At 62.2% G+C, this 18,952-nt stretch carries 17 protein-coding genes; 12 read left to right on the top strand and 5 right to left on the bottom strand.

All coding sequences use genetic code 11. From position 1 onward, the window contains the following. The first annotated feature begins 46 nt into the window (after positions 1 to 46). The 5 genes from EWR20_RS01650 to EWR20_RS01635 all read left to right on the top strand — a co-directional run bounded on the left by EWR20_RS01650 (position 47) and on the right by EWR20_RS01635 (position 4,801). Positions 47 to 535 (top strand): GyrI-like domain-containing protein, encoded by a 489-nt coding sequence (locus tag EWR20_RS01650; RefSeq protein WP_129358473.1) that lies wholly within the window; start codon positions 47 to 49, stop codon positions 533 to 535. A 263-nt stretch (positions 536 to 798) separates the two neighbouring features. After that, the gene (locus EWR20_RS12635; RefSeq protein ID WP_165000924.1) at positions 799 to 966 is read left to right on the top strand and encodes a hypothetical protein; all 168 of its coding nucleotides are present in this window, start codon (positions 799 to 801) and stop codon (positions 964 to 966) included. A gap of 77 nt (positions 967 to 1,043) precedes the next feature. After that, entirely contained in the window at positions 1,044 to 1,577 is a 534-nt protein-coding gene (locus EWR20_RS01645; protein ID WP_129358472.1) for a Dps family protein, read from the top strand. Positions 1,578 to 1,837: 260 nt separating this feature from the next. Beyond that, complete coding sequence (locus tag EWR20_RS01640; RefSeq protein ID WP_129358471.1) at positions 1,838 to 3,484, top strand: class I adenylate-forming enzyme family protein; 1,647 nt, start codon at positions 1,838 to 1,840, stop codon at positions 3,482 to 3,484. Between the two features lie 78 nt (positions 3,485 to 3,562). Next, positions 3,563 to 4,801 carry an acetate/propionate family kinase gene (locus tag EWR20_RS01635; protein ID WP_129358470.1) on the top strand — a complete coding sequence of 413 codons (1,239 nt, stop codon included), beginning with the start codon at positions 3,563 to 3,565 and terminating at the stop codon, positions 4,799 to 4,801. A gap of 7 nt (positions 4,802 to 4,808) precedes the next feature. Here the strand turns inward: EWR20_RS01635 and EWR20_RS01630 are convergent, their stop codons facing one another. After that, complete coding sequence (locus EWR20_RS01630; protein ID WP_129358469.1) at positions 4,809 to 6,338, bottom strand: MFS transporter; 1,530 nt, start codon at positions 6,336 to 6,338, stop codon at positions 4,809 to 4,811. A 112-nt stretch (positions 6,339 to 6,450) separates the two neighbouring features. Between EWR20_RS01630 and EWR20_RS01625 the strand changes: the two genes are divergently transcribed. From EWR20_RS01625 to EWR20_RS01615, 3 genes are all read left to right on the top strand, one after another. Further along, positions 6,451 to 7,374, top strand: a complete 924-nt coding sequence (locus EWR20_RS01625) for a helix-turn-helix transcriptional regulator (protein WP_129358468.1) — start codon at positions 6,451 to 6,453, stop codon at positions 7,372 to 7,374. Positions 7,375 to 7,489: 115 nt separating this feature from the next. Further along, the gene (gene bla, locus EWR20_RS01620; protein WP_129358467.1) at positions 7,490 to 8,461 is read left to right on the top strand and encodes a class A beta-lactamase; all 972 of its coding nucleotides are present in this window, start codon (positions 7,490 to 7,492) and stop codon (positions 8,459 to 8,461) included. A gap of 199 nt (positions 8,462 to 8,660) precedes the next feature. Continuing rightward, positions 8,661 to 9,842 carry an ABC transporter ATP-binding protein gene (locus EWR20_RS01615; RefSeq protein ID WP_129358466.1) on the top strand — a complete coding sequence of 394 codons (1,182 nt, stop codon included), beginning with the start codon at positions 8,661 to 8,663 and terminating at the stop codon, positions 9,840 to 9,842. 69 nt (positions 9,843 to 9,911) lie between these two features. Here EWR20_RS01615 and EWR20_RS01610 read toward each other — a convergent pair whose 3' ends face one another. Continuing rightward, a complete protein-coding gene (locus EWR20_RS01610) occupies positions 9,912 to 11,123 on the bottom strand; it encodes an ROK family transcriptional regulator (RefSeq protein WP_129358465.1) in 1,212 nt (403 codons plus the stop codon). 140 nt (positions 11,124 to 11,263) lie between these two features. Here EWR20_RS01610 and EWR20_RS01605 point away from each other — a divergent pair, with 140 nt between their 5' ends. The 4 genes from EWR20_RS01605 to EWR20_RS01590 all read left to right on the top strand — a co-directional run bounded on the left by EWR20_RS01605 (position 11,264) and on the right by EWR20_RS01590 (position 16,166). Then, positions 11,264 to 12,550: an ABC transporter substrate-binding protein gene (locus tag EWR20_RS01605; protein ID WP_238147511.1), complete on the top strand. Its 1,287-nt coding sequence runs from the start codon at positions 11,264 to 11,266 to the stop codon at positions 12,548 to 12,550. Between the two features lie 52 nt (positions 12,551 to 12,602). After that, entirely contained in the window at positions 12,603 to 13,529 is a 927-nt protein-coding gene (locus EWR20_RS01600; protein ID WP_129358463.1) for a carbohydrate ABC transporter permease, read from the top strand. A gap of 65 nt (positions 13,530 to 13,594) precedes the next feature. Then, positions 13,595 to 14,449, top strand: a complete 855-nt coding sequence (locus EWR20_RS01595) for a carbohydrate ABC transporter permease (RefSeq protein ID WP_129359384.1) — start codon at positions 13,595 to 13,597, stop codon at positions 14,447 to 14,449. 43 nt (positions 14,450 to 14,492) lie between these two features. Next, a complete protein-coding gene (locus tag EWR20_RS01590; protein WP_129358462.1) occupies positions 14,493 to 16,166 on the top strand; it encodes a glycoside hydrolase family 13 protein in 1,674 nt (557 codons plus the stop codon). Positions 16,167 to 16,235: 69 nt separating this feature from the next. Here EWR20_RS01590 and EWR20_RS01585 read toward each other — a convergent pair whose 3' ends face one another. Genes EWR20_RS01585 through EWR20_RS01575 form a run of 3 tightly spaced genes read right to left on the bottom strand, consistent with a single transcriptional unit; the run spans position 16,236 to position 18,916 of the window. Further along, a complete protein-coding gene (locus tag EWR20_RS01585) occupies positions 16,236 to 17,444 on the bottom strand; it encodes an NAD(P)/FAD-dependent oxidoreductase (RefSeq protein WP_129358461.1) in 1,209 nt (402 codons plus the stop codon). Then, positions 17,441 to 17,635: a ferredoxin gene (locus tag EWR20_RS01580; protein WP_129358460.1), complete on the bottom strand. Its 195-nt coding sequence runs from the start codon at positions 17,633 to 17,635 to the stop codon at positions 17,441 to 17,443. The genes EWR20_RS01585 and EWR20_RS01580 overlap by 4 nt, the downstream gene beginning before the upstream one ends. A 60-nt stretch (positions 17,636 to 17,695) precedes the next feature. Continuing rightward, positions 17,696 to 18,916, bottom strand: a complete 1,221-nt coding sequence (locus tag EWR20_RS01575) for a cytochrome P450 (RefSeq protein ID WP_197964441.1) — start codon at positions 18,914 to 18,916, stop codon at positions 17,696 to 17,698. Positions 18,917 to 18,952: the final 36 nt, after the last annotated feature.

Here is an 18,952-nt window from a genome sequence, read left to right as displayed (position 1 = left end):
TCCGACCTTAGACTTCACTCAAGCACCGTGAAGGAGTTCGAGCGCTATGAGTGTCCCGCATCCTGAATACATCGATTTTCCTGGAATGAGAACAGTGGTTGTTCGGTTCCGCGAACTGCCCATGCGTGAAATGCCCACTGCCATGGACGAGGCATTCTCAACCTTGGGGCAGGCGGTTCAACAGGGCCTGTTCAGCCCAGCCGGTCCCGCATTCTCCCGCTACGAGTCCGTTCCCGACCAAACCGCTACGTTCGAGACCGGATTCCCAGTGGACGAACCTTTGAGCGAAACGGTCACCGTCGGCGATGTGAAGATCATTCCGTCTGAGTTGCCGGCCTGCCGCTTGGCCACAGCGAGGCATCGTGGCCCCTATGACGGGCTCCCGGAATCGTGGCAGTCCTTCATGGAAAGGCTCGAAGCGGACGGCAAAACCCCACTCATGCCTTTCTGGGAGGCTTACGAGACCAAGCCGGGCCCCGACGTCGCCCCCGAAACGCTCGTTACTGGGCTGGCGATACCCGTCAAAGACAAGTAGCCGAGCACCCACCTGTTCCGAGCGCAACCCAACGCCAGAGAGGGTCGCCAACCCGGCCGAAACGCCACCGCCGTTGTCGCCCCCCCCCCGCGAGCCTGCGGACCGCATACGCCATGGGCATACACCCCTTCCGCATCCGTCGAGAACGGGAGTAGCGTTTGAAGAGATGGGTGTTGGTTACGCCGAACAGCGTGACAGATGAGACCCGGAACCAGGGCGCACAGAGCGCTCCGGCGACACAACCCTTCTTCAGGAGGTGCAATATGAGTCGCACGAACAAGGCAGAGGACTCTCCGGAAGAAAAAATCGGGATGAGCCCGGAAGAAGAAAAGGCCTATCAAGAGGAATCGGGTTCTCAGGGAGAACCCGGCGACGGCGCAGTCGGTGACATGACCGATTCTCAGGGACGAGCGCCCGCTACGGATAACTAACTCCCGTCCCCTTCACATAGCTATCAGACGAACCACATTCGAGTCCTGAATTCAAGGACCCTCACAGAGGAGTAGCAATGACTGAAACCATTAAGGCCCCGCAGCCCGCAGGCGACACCAAAACCCGCCGCGAGAACGCGGAAAAGGGATTCGTTGCCCCCAAAGAATTGCGTGATGACCTGCAGAAGGTTCTCGTTGACCTGATCGCCCTGCACATGGTCGGGAAACAGGCCCACTGGAACATCGTCGGACCGAACTTCCGCGATCTGCACCTGAATCTGGACGAAGTCGTCGACATCGCCCGCGAGGCCTCCGACGACGTCGCCGAACGCATGCGCGCCCTGCACGCTACGCCGGATGGTCGGCCTGCCGTTGTCGCCGTGGACACCACTCTGCCGGAGATGCCTCAGGGAGAAGTGCTGACCACCGATGCGATCGACGTGGTCGTCCGCTCCCTCGAAGCAACCACGGGCACCATGCGAGAAGTACACGACGCCGTGGACGAGGCCGATCCCACGTCGGCCGATATTCTGCACGGAATCCTCGAGAAACTCGAGCAACAGGCCTGGTTCATCAGCGCAGAAACGCGTACTCCGGCCAAAGCCAAGTAATCTGGCCCATTTCTGAGCATCTCAGCCCGGGAAGTCATCGTTATCGGCCTAGCCGAAACACATGATTTCCCGGGCTTTGTACGTTCGGGTGGCAGTGCTTCCGTCACCCGGGTGTGTTAGACCAGAACCACTACGAATTTCGAACATCGCCACCGCACCAAGGGCTTGTCCAAGCATTCGCGTCATCAGAACGATGCGTATGCCGCTCCAGGCGTAGAATTTCTATAGTTTCCCTATACATCAATCACTCGACACAGGAGATGCGGAAGGTGTACAACCCCCAACGCTTTAAGGACTACTTCGAAAGCGCCTTCACCTATGAAGCCGGCTTCCGACGCAATGTTCGACGGTACGGATCCGACCCAGCGATCATCGACCCGGAAACCAACCGACAGTGGACCTACGCCGAACTCGACGCCGACGTCGCGCGGGCCGCCTCCGCCCTGATCGAGGCCGGGGTAGGCCGCGGCGATGCCGTTGTTTATCAGCTTCCCAACTGCCCCGAATTCGCAATTCTCTATCTTGCAACGCAACGTATCGCCGCGGTCAGCGTGCCGATCAATTACCGTTTGTCGGCAGGGGAAACCTCGCACATTCTCGACGACAGCTCCCCCAAGGTTTTCGTATTCACCGACAAATACCGTGAGACGGCCGACCAGGCCGTCGAACTCGCACAAGGCAACCCGATCGAGTGGGTCCTTGTCGACGAGACACGGGACGGAGCCGTCGAGTTCTGGGACGCTGTGAATTCGGCCCCGGACCACAACCCGCGCGTGCCGGAAGACTTTTCCACGTATGAAGAGGCCACCCGTCTCTACACCTCAGGGACCACGGGGATGCCCAAGGGCGTGCCGCTCCCCTCGCTCGTTGACGTGATGTCCGCCCACGACGTCATCATGCATTTCCCCTTGTCACCAAACGATCGCACGCTCAACACCACACCCTGGTTCCACCGGGGTGGCTTGTATTCCGGTGGCCCGAACCCTGTCTTCTACTCCGGCGGCTCGGTGGTCCCCATGCGCGTATTCGACGCGGACAAGGCGCTGGATCTCACGGAAGAACTGGGAATCAGCTTCCTCATCGGAGCGCCGGTGACCCTCGGCATGCTCGCGGCTGCCCAGGAACGTCACCCGCGAGACCTTTCGACACTTCGAGGCATCGTGACGATGGGCGCTCCCCTCTCCCGTGCGGATGCCATCAGATACCAGGAGGTCCTGACCCCCCGGATCTTCAACGGGTACGGGACGACCGAGACCTTCTGGAATACCTTCCTGCGCCCCGAAGACCTGCCGGACCATGCGGGTACCGCTGGTCGGGCCAGCACGGACGACGACGTCGCTGTCGTCAAAATCTTCGAAGACCGAGTCGCGACCCCTGAAGAAACGGCGGCAACCGACAACACCGAAATCGGTGAGGTCATCATGCGCTCCCCCAAGTCCGGATTCTCCTATTTCAACAATCCGCACCGCGACGAGGAAAAATTCCACTACGGCTGGCTCTACCCAGGCGATTTGGCGACGTGGGACGATCAGGGATTCGTGACCGTCGTCGGACGCAAGGACGACATGATCATCTCGGGTGGAGAGAACATCCACCCGGTCCAGGTCGAGGAAGCCCTCGAGGAGCACCCCGGCGTGAATGCCGCGGTGGTCGTGGGCGTGGCAGACAAGCATTGGGGCCAACGAATTGTCGCCTACATCCTCCCCGAAGGCGATGGCGTCACTGCGGAAGAGCTCGACGCGCTGTGCAGGAACAACCAGCGCTTGGCCGATTTCAAACGCCCTCGCGCTTACCGGTTCGTAGATGAGCTGCCGCTGACGCCAACCGGCAAGAAGATGCACTTCAAGGTCGCGGAACTCGCAGCCGAGGACGACGCCGCCGAGAGGCTCATCACGCCCCAGAAGTGATCCGGAGCTCGAAGCCCAGAAACGCGTCGTGACGGTGAGATACTGGAGCGTGCACCGTCACGACGCGAAGGGAACCCAATGCTCGTCCTCGTCATCAATTCCGGATCTTCGTCGATCAAGTATCAGGTGCGAGAGGTCTCCACGTCTGAGGAGAACATCGCTCCCTACACTTCATCTATGCCGGCCATCAACGAACGCATCACCCTGGAGCGGGCGACACTGGGCGCGGAGGGTGATGAGGTTCTGACGAAAGGCCTCATCGAGAACATCGGCGAAGGCGGGGGGATCGGCGATCACTCCCAGGCATTGGACGTGATGGCTGAACGCCTGGACCGTGAGCTGAACGGTCGCGAGATCGACGCCGTGGGCCACCGCGTCGTCCACGGCGGCGAACGCTTCTCCGCGCCGGTGATCGTCAACAACGAGATCATCCGCGCCATCGAACGCCTCGCGCCGCTTGCACCGCTCCACAATCCGGCCGCGGCCCTGGGCTTGCGCGCCATCCAGAAGAAGTGGCCGAGTTTGCCGCAGGTGGTCGTGTTCGACACCGCGTTCCATCGTTCCCTCCCGGAAAAGGCGTGGCGCTACGCCATTCCGGACGCTTTCTACCGCTTGCACGGCATCCGCCGCTACGGCTTCCACGGAACCAGCCACGACTACGTGACCGGCAAAGCCGCCGAATTCCTCGGAGTGGCTCGTGAGGAATTCAACGCGGTCATTGCACACTTGGGAAATGGCGCCTCGGTCACCGCCATCAGGGGCGGCACATCGATCGACACCTCAATGGGGTACACGCCGTTGGCTGGCCTGGTCATGGGCACCCGCTCGGGCGACGTCGATCCCTCGGTGCTCACGGGAATCCTGACGCGCAACAAAGACGTCGACGCCGAGCGTTTGGACGAAATCCTCAACAAAGAATCGGGCCTTGTGGCCATCGGCGGCACCAATGACATGCGCGAGCTCGCCGAACGTGCCGGCTCCGGTGATCGGAACGCGCAGTTGGCCATGGACATGGCCGCGTATCGCTTGGCGAAGTACATCGGCGGTTATCACGTTGCTGTCGGAGGGATGCGCAGCCTTGTCTTCACCGCTGGCATCGGGGAGAATTCGGCGGTATTCCGCAAACTCGTGGTTGAGGAGCTCGCTGCTCTGGGCATCACGTTGGACGAAGAAGCCAACGAGGCCCGATCCGGTGAGATCCGGGTGATCTCCGCGAAGGACTCGACGATCACGGTTTTGGTCGTCCCTACCGACGAGGAACGCGCCATCGCCGAGGCGACAGCAGGCTTGGTCACGGCCCGGGCCGACCACCGGTAGCCCCTGTTCACGGGCAGCGAGGGCATTGACCCGTCTGTGTCAGCGATACTGCGACGTCCTCGCTCCGTGACGCAGAGCCTGACGGAGATGCGGTGTCCGGGCGTACCACCCTCCCTGAGTCGACCCTGGGAGCATCCCTTTCCGACGCCGGAGCCTCGGACACAGCTTTCCTGTTCGCGCGCCGAAGCACGACGGCTCCCGCTGCGAACCCCGCCACCAGCACCAGCTGGACGATGGAGACGATGCCGAAGGCCTGGGTGGACGTGAACAGAGACTGAAACCATGCGTAGGCCGCGCCGATCGTGGCGACACCGGCCGCAATCCCTGTCTGTTGCATCGTTGAAATCAATCCGCCCGTCAGTCCGCCGACGCGCTCCGGGACTTCCGCCATCACAGTGGATACCAAGGGACCGAATTGCAGGGCCTGACCGACTCCCAGGACGACGGCAGGAACCTGGAACCACCATTCCCAGGCGGTGTCGGAGACCAGGGACACCAACCCCACGCCGATCAGACCGATCCCCTGGAGAGCCGCGCCGAGCAGCATGGTGCCAGGCCCACCCAGCCGGGCGGTGATGCGGTGATACTGCAACGAAGCCATGAGGAAGGCCAGGCAGAACGGAACGAGCACCGTCCCGGACATCCAGGCGGGATCGCCCCGACCGGATTGGGTGAGTACCGCGTAATTGAACGTCCATGCCCCGTACCCGCCGAAGAACACCATCGCCATGCCCCCGCCGATCACGAGGGGCCGAGCACGAAGCACCTCCGGAGGCAACAGAGGATGTCCTCCACCGCGGGCGGCCGCTCTCTGCTGCACAATCAGCCCGATAAGTGCCACGAACGCAAGGACCATCAAGGCCACGCACCAGGTGGACCACCCCGCCTTCGGACCCAATGAGAGTGCGACGATCAAGCCGCCGAGTGTGGTCAGTAACAGAATGGCCCCGGCCGGGTCGGTCCTCAGTCGCGGATTTCCGCCGTCGAAGGGCAAACGGAATGCGTTCAGTCCGGCGAGAACACAGAGTACGGCGAACACGGCGAATGCCAACCGCCACCCGAGCTCAGGCCCACCCGCGGATACCAGGAACCCGCCGATGACCTGACCGGCCACGGTGCCCACCCCGGCAGCGGCGGTGTACATCCCGACCGCCCGAGTCCGAGCCGCTCCGGAGACGGTGGCCTGGATGATCGAGAGGATTTGCGGCATCATCCCGGCGGCGGCAAATCCTTGCGCCACCCGTGCCGTGATGGCAGAACCGGGATTCCATGCGCAGGCCACGGCGACGGAACACACGGCGAGTCCCAGCATGCCAATGATGAACAGGCGACGCCGGCCGAATTTGTCCCCCAACCGGCCGCAGTAAATGATCCCGGAGGCGAACGCGGCGGCGAAGATGCCGACCATGAGCGCGCTCTGACCGTCATCGGCGCCGAGCGATTCCTTCATCTGGGGAGCGGCGATCGAGCCCAAGGAAAAGACGAAAGTGGAAAGAAGGGCCGCCAGGTGCAGCGGCCAGAGGATTGGTTTGTTCATGCCTCTACCGTGCGGCGGGCAAGGAGGAAATGGCAGTGCCGGGCGATGCTGGTAGTGCCACTACCAGGATGAGGGGTTTCTTCCTAGTTCACGGGCTTGCAAGAATGTTCTCATGACAAGGACGAACCCCGGGGAGCTGAGCAACCACGAGTTGGGCGCATTCCTGCGCAGTCGTCGAGATCGGCTGACGCCTCGGGACGTGGGCCTGCCGTGCGGGCCGCGACGGCGTGTGCCGGGACTGCGTCGTGAGGAGGTGGCGGTTCTGGCCCACGTCGGCACCACCTGGTACACGTGGCTCGAGCAGGGACGCGAAGTCCATGCGTCCGTGGATGTCCTGACCGCTATAGCGGACGCACTGTTGCTCGAACCCGAGGAGCGCGCGCACTTATTCAGGCTGGGCGGCTACCCGGCGCAGGCCCAGCGCCCGGGCACAAGCATCATCGACGACAGGCTCCGCGCAATGCTGAACAAAGCAATGCCGTACCCGGCCATGGTTCACGATGAACTCTATCGGTGGCGCGTCTACAATCCCGCCTTCCGCTTTCTGATCGACGACGCCGACGAGGCGGCGGATCGATCCTGCGTCCATCAGCTCCTGGAGAACCGAGCATGGCAGAACGCGTTCCGAAATGATCCTGAACAACTTCGGATTTTCGTGGCCAAACTGCGCGCGTCATTCGGCGAGTCACCCGAGCACCCGGATTGGTCCGAGCATCTGAACAGGCTCCGGACCCACGAGGAATTCCGCAGGCTCTGGGATTCCGGTGACGTGGTCCGCGAGGCCAATCACATCAAGACCGTGGACAATCCCTGGGTGGGAACCTTGCGCCTGAGCAATCTGACGCTCGTGGTGCAGGAGGACCGCAGGCTCGCCCTCTCGATCCACCAGCCCGAGGACTCGACGACTGCCGCCCGTCTGGAACACCTGCAGGAGTTGATCCACACGGGTCAGATCGAACGGGCTCAGGGGCACCGCGTGCCACCCGGACCCGACGAGGACGTCGTGCGTCGGTTGCCCCTGCGCTCGGTCGGGTGAGACTGCCAGGCCTGGCGGATGGGCCACCCTCCTGGTAAATCTGAACGATATGCACGTGTGCAGCACAGACCCCGAAAAACCTCAAGCCTCATGAAATATCCAAGAAAGGTTGACCATGTCGTTCTCTCTTCCCCAGGAACAGTCCACCCGATCCATCGGCCGAAAGGCCGTCTCGAGCGGCGTGAGTCGTCGAACCGTACTGGCGGGCGCCGCCGCCGCGGTCCCTGCGGCGCTGATCGCGACCGCCGCCGGCGCCTCGGCGCCGGGCAAGGGAGAAGCGCCGGACAGCAGGCAACGGCCCGACATGGCATCCAAGATCCGTGAGCTCGAGCACGAACTCGACGGGGAGATCGGCGTCTATGCATTCGATACGTCGACCGGCGCCTGCTTCGGCTACCGGGACCAACAGCGGTTTCTCTTCTGCTCGGTGAGCAAGGTTCTCGTGGCAGCCACGGTACTGAACCGCGCTTCCCAGGATCCGACGTTGCTCGAGCGGCGAGTCAGCATCACTCGGGAGGACATCTTGGCCTACGCGCCGGTGACCAGCCAACATCTGGAGGACGGAATGACCGTCGAGGAACTCTGTGCGGCCGCTCTGACGGTCAGCGACAACACGGCGTCGAACCTACTGATGGAGCAGTGCGGCGGCCCCGAGGCCGTGACCGCTTTCGTCCGGTCCACGGGCGATGTCACGACCAGACTCGACCGGATCGAGCCCGACCTCAACGAGGCCTCCGGTGTCCTCGACACGACGACTCCTGCCGCGTTCTCCGAGACCTTGAACCGACTGACCCTCGGCGACGCACTGACTGCCTCCGGGCGGGACAAACTCGTCGGGTGGATGAAAGAATCGACAACCGGCGCCGAACAGATCCGTGCGGGCCTCCCGGAGGGAACACTCACCGGCGACAAGACGGGGTCGGGCACCCACGGCGAGTCCAACGACGTCGCCGTCATCTGGCCACAGCAGGGGGCGCCAGTCATCATGTCGGTCTTCACCAAGTCACACCGTACGGATGACACCGTCGGCCAGAAGGCCGCCATCGCCGGAACCGCCGAGGCCGTGTTCGAGGGCCTCATCGGCTGAGGACGAAGTGCAACCTCAATCTGTTGTGCCGCCGGTCCCACTTCCGGCCATTGCACCGAGACTTCGGACGCGAAGACACTACTTCTCTGAACACACCCCACGCCGAGTGTGACGTGGGCTATACAAATCGACCCACAGAGTTTATATTTGGCCTAAATAAATTCTCATCGGGGCGAGGCGCCCCACGTCAGGAGTTCTGATGGCGAGTGTCAGCTTCGCAAATGTCACATGCAGGTATCCGGGCGCGATCAGGGATTCAGTCTCACACCTGGACCTCGAGATCCGCGACGGCGAGTTCTTGGTCCTCGTCGGTCCGTCCGGATGCGGGAAGTCCACGGTCCTGAGGATGCTGGCGGGCCTGGAGGAGGTTACCGACGGCCGCATTTGGATCGGCGACCGGGACGCCACCGCACTACACCCGAAGGACCGGGACATTGCCATGGTCTTCCAGAACTACGCGCTCTACCCGCACTTGACTGTCCGCGAAAACATCGGATTCCCGCTCAAGATCGCAAAATGCCCTAAGGACAAGCGAGACCGGCGGATCAAGGAAGCAGCCCGCCTGCTCAACCTCACCGACTACCTGGACCGCAAACCCAAGGCGCTGTCCGGCGGCCAACGCCAGCGCGTAGCCATGGGTCGAGCGATCGTCAGATCGCCCGAGATTTTCCTGATGGACGAACCACTGTCCAACCTCGACGCGAAACTCCGCGTCCAGACGCGCAGCCAAATTTCGGAGCTAACCGATCACCTAGGGGTCACCACAGTCTATGTAACGCACGACCAGACCGAGGCAATGACTATGGGAGACCGCGTCGCCGTTCTGAAGGACGGCCAGCTCCAGCAGGTCGACACTCCCGCCAACCTCTACGACCATCCCGCCAATGAGTTCGTGGCCGGGTTTATCGGTTCGCCGTCCATGAACGTTCTTTCGGGGACCGTCGAGCCCTGCGGCGTACGGCTCGAGAACGCAACCGTCGAATTCCCCGACGACATGCGCGCACGCACCTCGAACCCAACTGTTCACTTGGGGATCAGACCCGAGGACCTCGAGGTCGTCGAACAGTCCCGGGGCTTCGAGGCCCACGTGGAACTCGTGGAGGAGCTAGGCGCCGACGCCTACGTCCACGTCTCGCTCCCGCGCCGTTCCCCTGTCACCATTGTTTCACCGAACACAGAACGGCCGGCCCACATCATCGTCAGGACCTCCGGACGCAGCCCACTCAAACGCTTCGACCGCGTCTGGCTGGCCCCAACCGGTCACGGGCATTTCTTCGACGCCGAGACCGGTCACAACCTCGCCCACGATGATGTCGCGACCGACGCGGGCAATGAAAAGGATGCTCGGGTCGCGACCGACACGGGATCCACCGCCGCTTGAGCGGCTTGGCCTGACACGATCTCGCCCGAACCGGTCCTATAAGTCCGCGGGCCCGCCGCAGACCACAGGTCAGAGTCCCCTGAGCGCCCGCTCCTGTACACTCTCGATGGCTGCAAAGACGGCGCCGTCGCGCACGGCGTCGGCCCCGGAGGCCGAAGCCGAGACCGTGAGCCACGGTGCATACAGGTACCGTTGTACCGACCGCTGAATGGACGCCGTCAGGCCGCTCAGCGCCGGGGCCATGCCACCGGAAATCACCACCCCGTCCAGCCCGAGGGGGCCCGCGAGCAGAGCGCACACACGAGCGATCTGGTCCGCCACCTTCTCGACGATCCCTCGAGCGACATCGTCACCCTGATCCGCCATGGCGAATACGTGCTCGGCGCGAACGCTTTCCTCCGACCACATCGACAGACTCGTGGTCGGGCCGGTCCCGGCCGCCGCTCGCTGGATGGCCTTCACGGCAAGGGTCTGTGCACTGTGCCCAGCACCGTCCGGCGTCCCGACGCCGTCCACCAGGTGCAGAATCTCCAGCTCGCCCGCATTGCCGCGCCGCTGCCGCAGGAGTTGGGAGTTCAGCACGATCCCTGCGCCGTACCTCTGCCCGACCAACAGAGCTGCGAAAGAGGAATCTCGCAGCCCCGGATCACGGTGCAGCTCATTGAATGCCGCCAAGTTGGCGTCGTTTTCGACGCTGGCGAGCCATCCCCTGTCATCCATCAGTCGATTGAGTCCAGGATTCATCGTGCGCCAATACTCGTTCGGCCCTTCGGGAGAGAGTCCGTCGAGGTCCACCGGTGCGGGGACGCCGAAGACTACGGAATCCACGTCGGAGGGCGAGAGGCCGGCGTCGTCGAGGGCCTGGTCGACGGTCCTGACGATGGCGCACCGACGCTGTTCAGGGGTGCCCCATCCGTGCCCCATCGAGATCTGCGCCGTCCCCAGGGCCGTTCCCGCCAGGTCGGCCACGGCCGCTTTGAGACGATGCTGCCCAGCATCGACTCCCACCACAATCTTCTTCCGGGCATTGAAGACGTATCTCAGAGACGGGCGCCCCTTCTTGTACGCGCCTGCGTCCCTGGAGTTCTCGACTTCCAGAAGCCACCCCTCCGCGACCAGGTCCTTGCACAGCGCCAACACGGTAGCCCGAGTCAGGCCGATGCTCTGCATCAGGTCGCTGGCGGTCACGGGTTCGCCTTCCCACATCGTGGACAGCACTGTTCCCGCGTTCATCGACCGCACCACCTGGGATGAGCCCGCCCTGATTGGTCGCTGATTCATCACCCGACCTCCTTCCTTCGGACCCCCGCGTGAGACTTTGCCTTTGTGGGTCTGATTTATTCCAGATTATTGCCTCCCCTTTATTTAGTGTCTATATTTAGTCCCACGAGTAAATGTGTTTCAGAACACTGGAGGCCCATGTGAACGGCGAGGAAACCACGAGTGCGCACACGCTGAGTCGGCGAGCCCTGTTGGGCGCATCCCTAGGAGCTCTCGGCCTCGGTCTCTCAGGATGCGGTTGGACGACTCGCGCCGCCGAGGTAAGGCTCTACCAGTCGAAACCCGAAGCAATCCCGTATTTCAGGAAACTTGTGGCCCGCTTCAACGATAGTCAGGACGGCGCCCTCAAGGCTGTACACGATACGGCCTCGAATCTCTCCTCGGGATTCGCTCGGGCCGCTCCCCCGGACCTCGGCCTGTTGAACTACAACTACGAGATGGCCCGATTCCAGGAACGTGGCGAGCTGTCGGACCTGTCGGACATAGCCAGCGAAGCCAGGATCGCCCCACGCTTCCAGGACCTGGTCGACCAGTACCCCACGTATCCGGGTCGTACCAGCGCCATCCCGTACTCCGTAACCTCGGCCGCGACTCTCTACAACAAGGAGATCTTCGACAAACACGGCCTGGACATTCCTAGGACCCACTCCGAGTTCCTCGACGTCTGTGACACTCTCCAAGAAGCCGGCGAGACCCCCATCTGCTTGACCTCTGCCGCGGCCTGGACCATCGCCCAAGGCATCGTCGATTACAGTATCGGCGGCTCGATCGACGTCGCGCACTTCTTCGAAAGGCTCCGCAATCAGGGCGACCAGGTGACCCCGGAATCGGAGTTCTCTTTCAGCCAGGTTTTCCGCGAGCCACTGAAAAAGGCCCTGACCATCACGAGCAAATACGCGAACAAGAACGCCGACGGGCTCAAATACGGAGACGGAAATGTCGCCTTCGCCCGCGGCAAGGCCGCGATGTACTTCCAAGGCCCCTGGGCGCTGCCAGACATCCTGAAGCTGAACCCCGAGGCCAATCTCGGCGTATTTCCCCTGCCGATGACAGAGAACGCGGAAGACCTCAAGGTCAGAATCAACCTCGACCTTGCCCTCTGGATTCCGGAAAAGGCCAAGAATCCCGAGGCCGCCCGGAAGCTTCTTCGATACCTCATAACCCCGGAGGTGGCCGACGACTACAACGAAAAGAATCTGGGCTACTCCGTGCGGGATGGTGCACCGGCTGCAACCGACCCGCGCCTCGTGGACATGCAGAGTTACGTGGACAGGGCGGCCTTCTACCAAGGGGTCTCCACTGCCGTACCCAAGACGATCCCCTTCGAGAGTTACATGCAGGGCCTATTTACCGGCGATGACCTGGATGAGACTCTCAGGACCCTCGACGGCGACTGGCAACGCCTCGCACGCCGCCAGACGCCGTAGTTTGCTCAGGCGCCCGCCCCACAGGAGGGCACCCAGACCCAAGGACGAAGTCATGACAACCGATACCGCACCAACCCGGACCGATCAACGCCCGAACCGCAGGCTGGCTCCGCTCAGGAGGCGACGCCGCATCGAACCGGTCTTCTACCTTTTCCTGCTGCCCGCTCTGGTTCTGTTCTCCCTGTGCATTACCCTTCCTGCACTGATGGGGATCTTCTACAGCTTCACCGATTCGGTCGGCTTCGGCGGGTTCCACATGGTCGGATTCAAGAACTACGCGGTACTGTTCTCCGATCCCAGTATGCTCAGGGTCTATGGGTTCACGATCGGCATCGCGCTGGCCACGGTCGTCCTCGTCAACGTCGTCGCACTGTTCCTGGCCATCGGGCTGACCAGCAACATCAAGTTCCGTACCCTCTTGCGGACGGTATTCGTGCTTCCCATGGTGGTCTCGGCCATCATCATCGCCTTCGTCTTCCAGTTCATCTTCTCCACCACGCTTCCGGCCTTCGCCGAGAGCATCGGTTTCGGCCCGCTCACGGATTCGATCCTGGCCGATCCTCACCTCGCCTGGATAGCGATCGTGCTGGTTACGGCCTGGCAGGCCACACCCCAGGCGATGCTCATCTACATCGCGGCGCTCGTGACGATTCCCGACGACGTGTACGAAGCGTCTTCATTGGACGGCGCGAGCTCCTGGCAGCAACTGACCCGCATCACCGTGCCCATGATTTCCGGATACGTGCTGATCAACGTGATTCTGGGCTTCAAGAACTTCCTGAGTTCCTACGACATCATCGTGGGTCTGACCGATGGCGGCCCTGGAACTGCAACCCGATCAGTGGCTATGTCGATCTTCAAGGGGTTCGAGACGGGCGATTATGCCTACCAAATGGCCAATTCTGTGGTCTTCTTCCTGATCACCCTGGCAATTGCCCTTTTGCACATGAGGATCTCCCGAGGAAAGGCGAACATCTGATGTCCGCAACCATGATGACTCCGCCCGAGACGGACTTCCCCGAAACCGCATCGTCGGTCCGACCGATGGAAAGAACCACGTCACCGCGGCGTCGCGCGAGCCGCAATGCCAAGGCGTGGGTGCGCACCGCGATCCTGGCCGTGTGTTCGCTGGCGGTACTGCTGCCGTTCTTCGTCGGCATTTCCATGGCCTTCAAGACCACGGACCAGGCCGTCGAGGGACAAGCCTTCGACCTGCCGCGGCCGTGGTCGATGGAGGGGTTCCGCGAAGCGTGGGAACTGACGAATTTTCCCACGGTCTTCACCGTGTCGTTGACGATCACGGCGGTGAGCGTCGTCGGATCGGTGCTGCTCAGTGCGATGGCCTCCTACGCGATCGCACGAAATTGGCACCGTCCGTTCTTCAGATTCTCCTGCTATTACTTGCTGGCCGCGATGTTTCTGCCGTTCCCGGTCCTGGCCCTATCCCAGGTCAAGCTCAGCGGGTACGTCGGACTGGCGAATCCGGCCGGCGTGATCTTGTTGCACATCATGTTCCAGCTATCCTTCAACGTCATGCTGTTCACGGCGTTCATCCGCGGCCTGCCGGAAGAACTCGAGGAGAGCGCCCGGGTGGACGGGGCCTCGGCTTCCCGAATCTTCTGGACCCTGATCTTCCCTCTCATGGGGCCAATGACGGCTACCGTCGCGATCTTCACGCTCCTGGCCTCCTGGAACGACTTCATGATGCCGTCCATGATTATCGCGAACCCGGACATGCAGACCCTCCCCGTGGTCCAGAAGATGTTCCAGGAGCAATTCAGCAACAGCTACAACATCGCCTTCGCCTCGTACCTGCTGGCGATCGGGCCTTCGATCATCGCCTACGTTTTCTGTCAGCGGTGGGTCATGTCCGGCCTGACCCAGGGCGCTCTCAAGTAACCACTGTTTTTCGTTTCCCCCCCCCCTCACGAAAGGACATCCGTTGACTGCATCAACGACCGAACAGCACCTCGCCACGGACTTCTCCCTCCAGGGTACGGACTGGTGGCGACAGGCCACGGTCTACCAGATCTACCCGCGATCCTTCGCCGACCAGGATGGCAACGGGATCGGCGACCTCCGCGGGATCACCTCGCGGGTGCCGTATCTAAAAGACTTGGGCATCGATGCCGTGTGGCTCAGCCCCTTCTACCCGTCGGAGCTGGCCGATGGGGGCTACGACGTCGCCGACTACCGCGGCGTCGACCCCAAAATCGGTTCGTTGCAGGACTTCGACGAGATGTCCGCGGCTCTGCACGAGGCCGGTCTCAGACTCATCGTCGACATCGTGCCGAATCACACCTCCGACCGGCACGAATGGTTCCAGGAGGCACTGGCCTCCGGTCGGGGTTCTGCGGCCCGCGACCGGTACGTGTTCCGTGAGGGATCGGGACCGGACGGCAACGAACCGCCGACGGATTGGGTGTCGATCTTCGGCGGTCCCGCGTGGACCCAGGTCGCGGACGGCCAGTGGTACCTACACAACTTCGCCCCAGAGCAGCCGGACCTGAATTGGAAGAATGAGGAGGTCAAGGAGGACTTCCGCAGGACCCTCCGCTTCTGGTCCGAACGGGGTGTGGATGGCTTCCGGATCGACGTCGCCCACGGACTCGCAAAGGATCTCTCGGAACCTCTGCCGACCCAGGCGCAACTCGATGCCATGCCTCATGACGGCAACCATCCACTGTGGGACCGAGACGAAGTCCACGAGATCTACGCCGACTGGAGGAAAGTCTTCGACGAATTCGATCCGCCGAGGACCGCCGTCGCCGAGGCCTGGGTCGAGTCCGACCGCAGGCCCCAGTACGCGAGTCCCTCCGGACTGGGGCAAGCCTTCAACTTCGATCTCCTGTCCGCAACCTTCGAGGCGGATAGTTTCCGCCAGATCGTGTCCTTCAACCTGGCCCTCGCCGAGGAGTCCGGGTCATCGAGCACGTGGGTCCTGTCCAATCACGACGTCGTCCGCCACGCGACGCGCTACGGGTTGCCGACGCGCGCCGGAAGCACGAACAAGGAGGTCGGCAATGAGTGGTTGCTCTCCGGTGGGCCCGAGAACCAGCTCGACAGGGAAACCGGGATCCTCCGGGCGCGAGCCGCAACGCTGTTCGAGTTGGCCCTTCCCGGAAGCGCATACCTCTTCCAGGGCGAGGAGCTGGGTCTCCACGAAGTCGCCGACATCCCGGAGAGCGAGCGTCAGGATCCGACATACTTCAGAAACCGTGGGGTCGAGATCGGGCGCGACGGATGTCGGGTGCCCCTGCCCTGGTCCTCGAGCGGGACGAGTCTCGGATTCGGTGAGGCCGGTTCCCATCTGTCCCAGCCGGCCTGGTTCAGCCAGTATGCCGTGGACACCGAGGACGCGGATCCGGAGTCTACGCTCAACCTGTACCGGCGGGCCCTGGCCCTCAGACGGGAGTGGCTGACCGCCGAATCGCTCACGTGGGTCGAGCACACCGACCCTGATGTTCTGGTCTTCCGCCGCCCCAACGGGTGGGTGTGTGCAACGAACTTCGGGGATTCGCCGGCCGAGCTTCCTGAGGGTGAGATTATGCTGACCAGCTCACCACTCGAAGACGGCAAGTTGGCTGGAAACTCGAGCGTCTGGTTGCGGGGGTAGCCGCGGAGAGATGACGAAGCCCGCGCATGCCTGGCGCATGCGCGGGCTTCTTTGTGGTGTTTTCAGATGTTAATTCGCTGCGGCGGCAGGCTGGAGCCGGTCCAGGTCCGCCCAAGGAGTACGTGCTGCCACATGCGTTCGCAAGGGTCTCAGAGACCTCGCCATATTGGCGCCGACAGCCGCACAGACCACGCCGTCCTTACCGTAGACCGCGGTGAACTTACCGTCGTCGAGGTTCCCGTCAACGACTTCGAATGAGTCGGCGTCACGCGGAAACCCATAGACCTGAACTTTCACGTCGTATTGGTCCGACCAGACGTACGGCACAGAACGAGCAATAGGTGGCTGACCGAGAATGGACCGCGCAACATTCATACCCTGCTCGGTCGCGTTAGTCCGGTGCTCAAGGCACACAGAACGCCCCATTTCAGGGTGCCACCACGCCGCGACGTCCCCAGCTGCCCAGACCCCGGGAGCCACCTGTCCTCGCTCATCGCATTCCACAGTACGATCCGCGGGAATTCCGCTTCCTTCAAGCCATTCGACGTTCGGGTGGGATCCTATGGTCATCAAGACGTTTTTCCCGGGCAAATGTCGCCCGTCCTCCAGCAGAATTCCGTCGACGGAGCCATCGGGGGTCAAAGAAACTCGCTCTGCCCGCCCTTGCTCTATCCGCACCCCGTGCTGGTGATGACGTGCGGCCAGCACAGTAGCGACCTCCGACCCCAGCGCTCCGGCCAGCGGAGCGTCCTCTGAGCTCAGGAGGGTGACTTCGCATCCGAGAGTTGCCACCGCGGCAGCCGTTTCAGCACCGAGGAAACCTCCACCGACGACCACCAATTCCGGATTGTCGGTCAGTGCCTGACGAAGCTCAATGGCGTCCCCAACGGTTCGCAGGACATGAGCCCCGTCGAGATGCTCAGTGAGCGGCAACCACCGCGGCCGGACACCGGTGGCGATGACCAGCTCATCGTATGAAATGGCGGTGCCGTCATCGAGGAACAAGCGCCGTTGATGAGTATCCAAACCGGAAGCGCGGCACCCCGACATCCAGCCTGCGGACAATTCGCTCAGGGACTCTTCAGAACGAAGATTCAACTGCTCCTGGTTCCACTCGCCGGTCAAGAACCGCTTGGACAACGGGGGCCGGTCGTAGGGCAGAGCAGTCTCGTCTCCGACCATCGTGATCTGCCCGTCGTACCCACCGCGACGGAGAGTTTCCAAGACGCCGAGACCTGTGGCCCCGGTACCGACCACGACGATATGCCGAAGGGTCATTCGTGAACCTCGATCGCCGCCGCGGGGCACAGAGCAGCTGCATTTCGTACGTTCTCGTGCTCCCCCGCGTCCGGCTCCTCCTGCAGCAAGACCACGATGCCGTCTTCGTCCCTCTGGTCGAACACTTCCGGAGCCGCGAGGACGCACTGTCCGGCCGCGCAGCACTTTTGTTCGTCAATTGTGATTTTCATGTGTGTGTTCCTTTTCAATTGCGTTCGTTGTTCTCTCAGTCCGGCCGATGAATGGGCCGGTTACCAAGTAACAGGTAGCGAGCGGACACCGTAGTTCGTGCCGAAAGCGTCCATGGGCACTTCCTGCGCGTCCACGGCGAGTTTCAGGTTGGGGAAGCGTTCAATCAGCTTCGGCAACACCGTTTTGAGTTCTGCGCGCGCCACGTTCTGACCCAGGCATTGGTGGACCCCATAGCCAAATGCCAGGTGCCGGGTTGTTTTGCGGTCGAAGTCAGGCACATCCGGGTCGGAAAAGACTCGGGGATCGCGATTCGCCACCGGCATGGCGACGACGACGAGGTCGTCCTTCTTGATCTGTGTTCCGCCGATTTCGACGTCTTCGAGTGCCACACGACCGAGACCGAATTGGACGATGGTCAGGTACCGAAGCAATTCCTCGATGGCTGGCCCGATCTTTTCCGGATTGTCGCGCAGTTCCTCCCACTTTCCGGGGTGGGTCAGCAAGGTCATGATCGACAGCCCCATCATGGCAGCAGTCGTGTCGTGCCCGGCGAAGAGAAGCAGGACGCAAATGCCCGTCAGGTCCTCATCCTTCAGGATGGTGTCCCCGGCTGCGGCAATCCGGATGAGCTCACTGATGAGGCCTGCGGAATCCGGATCCTCCTTCTTGGCTGCGATCAGAGTGGAGATGTAGTTCATCAGCCATTGGGCGCCCGCGTCTCGTTCCTCCCGGGGCTTGCTCATGTCCATCATGTTTTCGGTCGCCCCATGAAAACCGTCGCGGTCTTCGTATGGCACGCCCAGGATTTCGCAAATCACCAAGCAGGGAATCGGGAGGCAAAGTGCTTCCACGAGGTCCACGGGGCCTGTTTCAGAGGCAATCGCGTCGAGGTGTTCGCCGACAATCTGATCGATATAGGGTTGCAGGTTCTTCTGGACTGACTTTGGCGTGAATTTCCCGGTCAGCAACTTGCGGTATGCGCCGTGGTCGGGCTCGTCCATCATGACGAAAAGCGGCGGCAAACCACTGCCGCTGTCATCTGCGCTTTCTCCAGTCTCGCCCTCAGGGGTGTCGTGGCGAGGCCGATGAGCACTCATGCGAGGGTCTGCGAAAACCTGACTTCCCTCATCGAATCGGGTCACCAGCCAACCTTCGGTTCCGTTAGGGAACCGCACCCAGTGAACAGGCTGCTGCTCTTGTAGGGCTTGGTATTCCGGCGGCGGGTCAAGTGGTGAAGCCGCATCTCGTTCGACGGGCATTTGGGTAGTGGTATCAGTCATGTGGATTCCTTTTTCTCGAGTCGTGGTGCTGGTGCG

The sequence above is a fragment of the Rothia uropygioeca genome (assembly GCF_004136585.1).
Taxonomy (GTDB): Bacteria; Actinomycetota; Actinomycetes; order Actinomycetales; family Micrococcaceae; genus Rothia.
The sequence above is the reverse complement of the archived record's forward strand: the minus strand, read 5'-3'. Positions and strand labels throughout refer to the sequence as shown.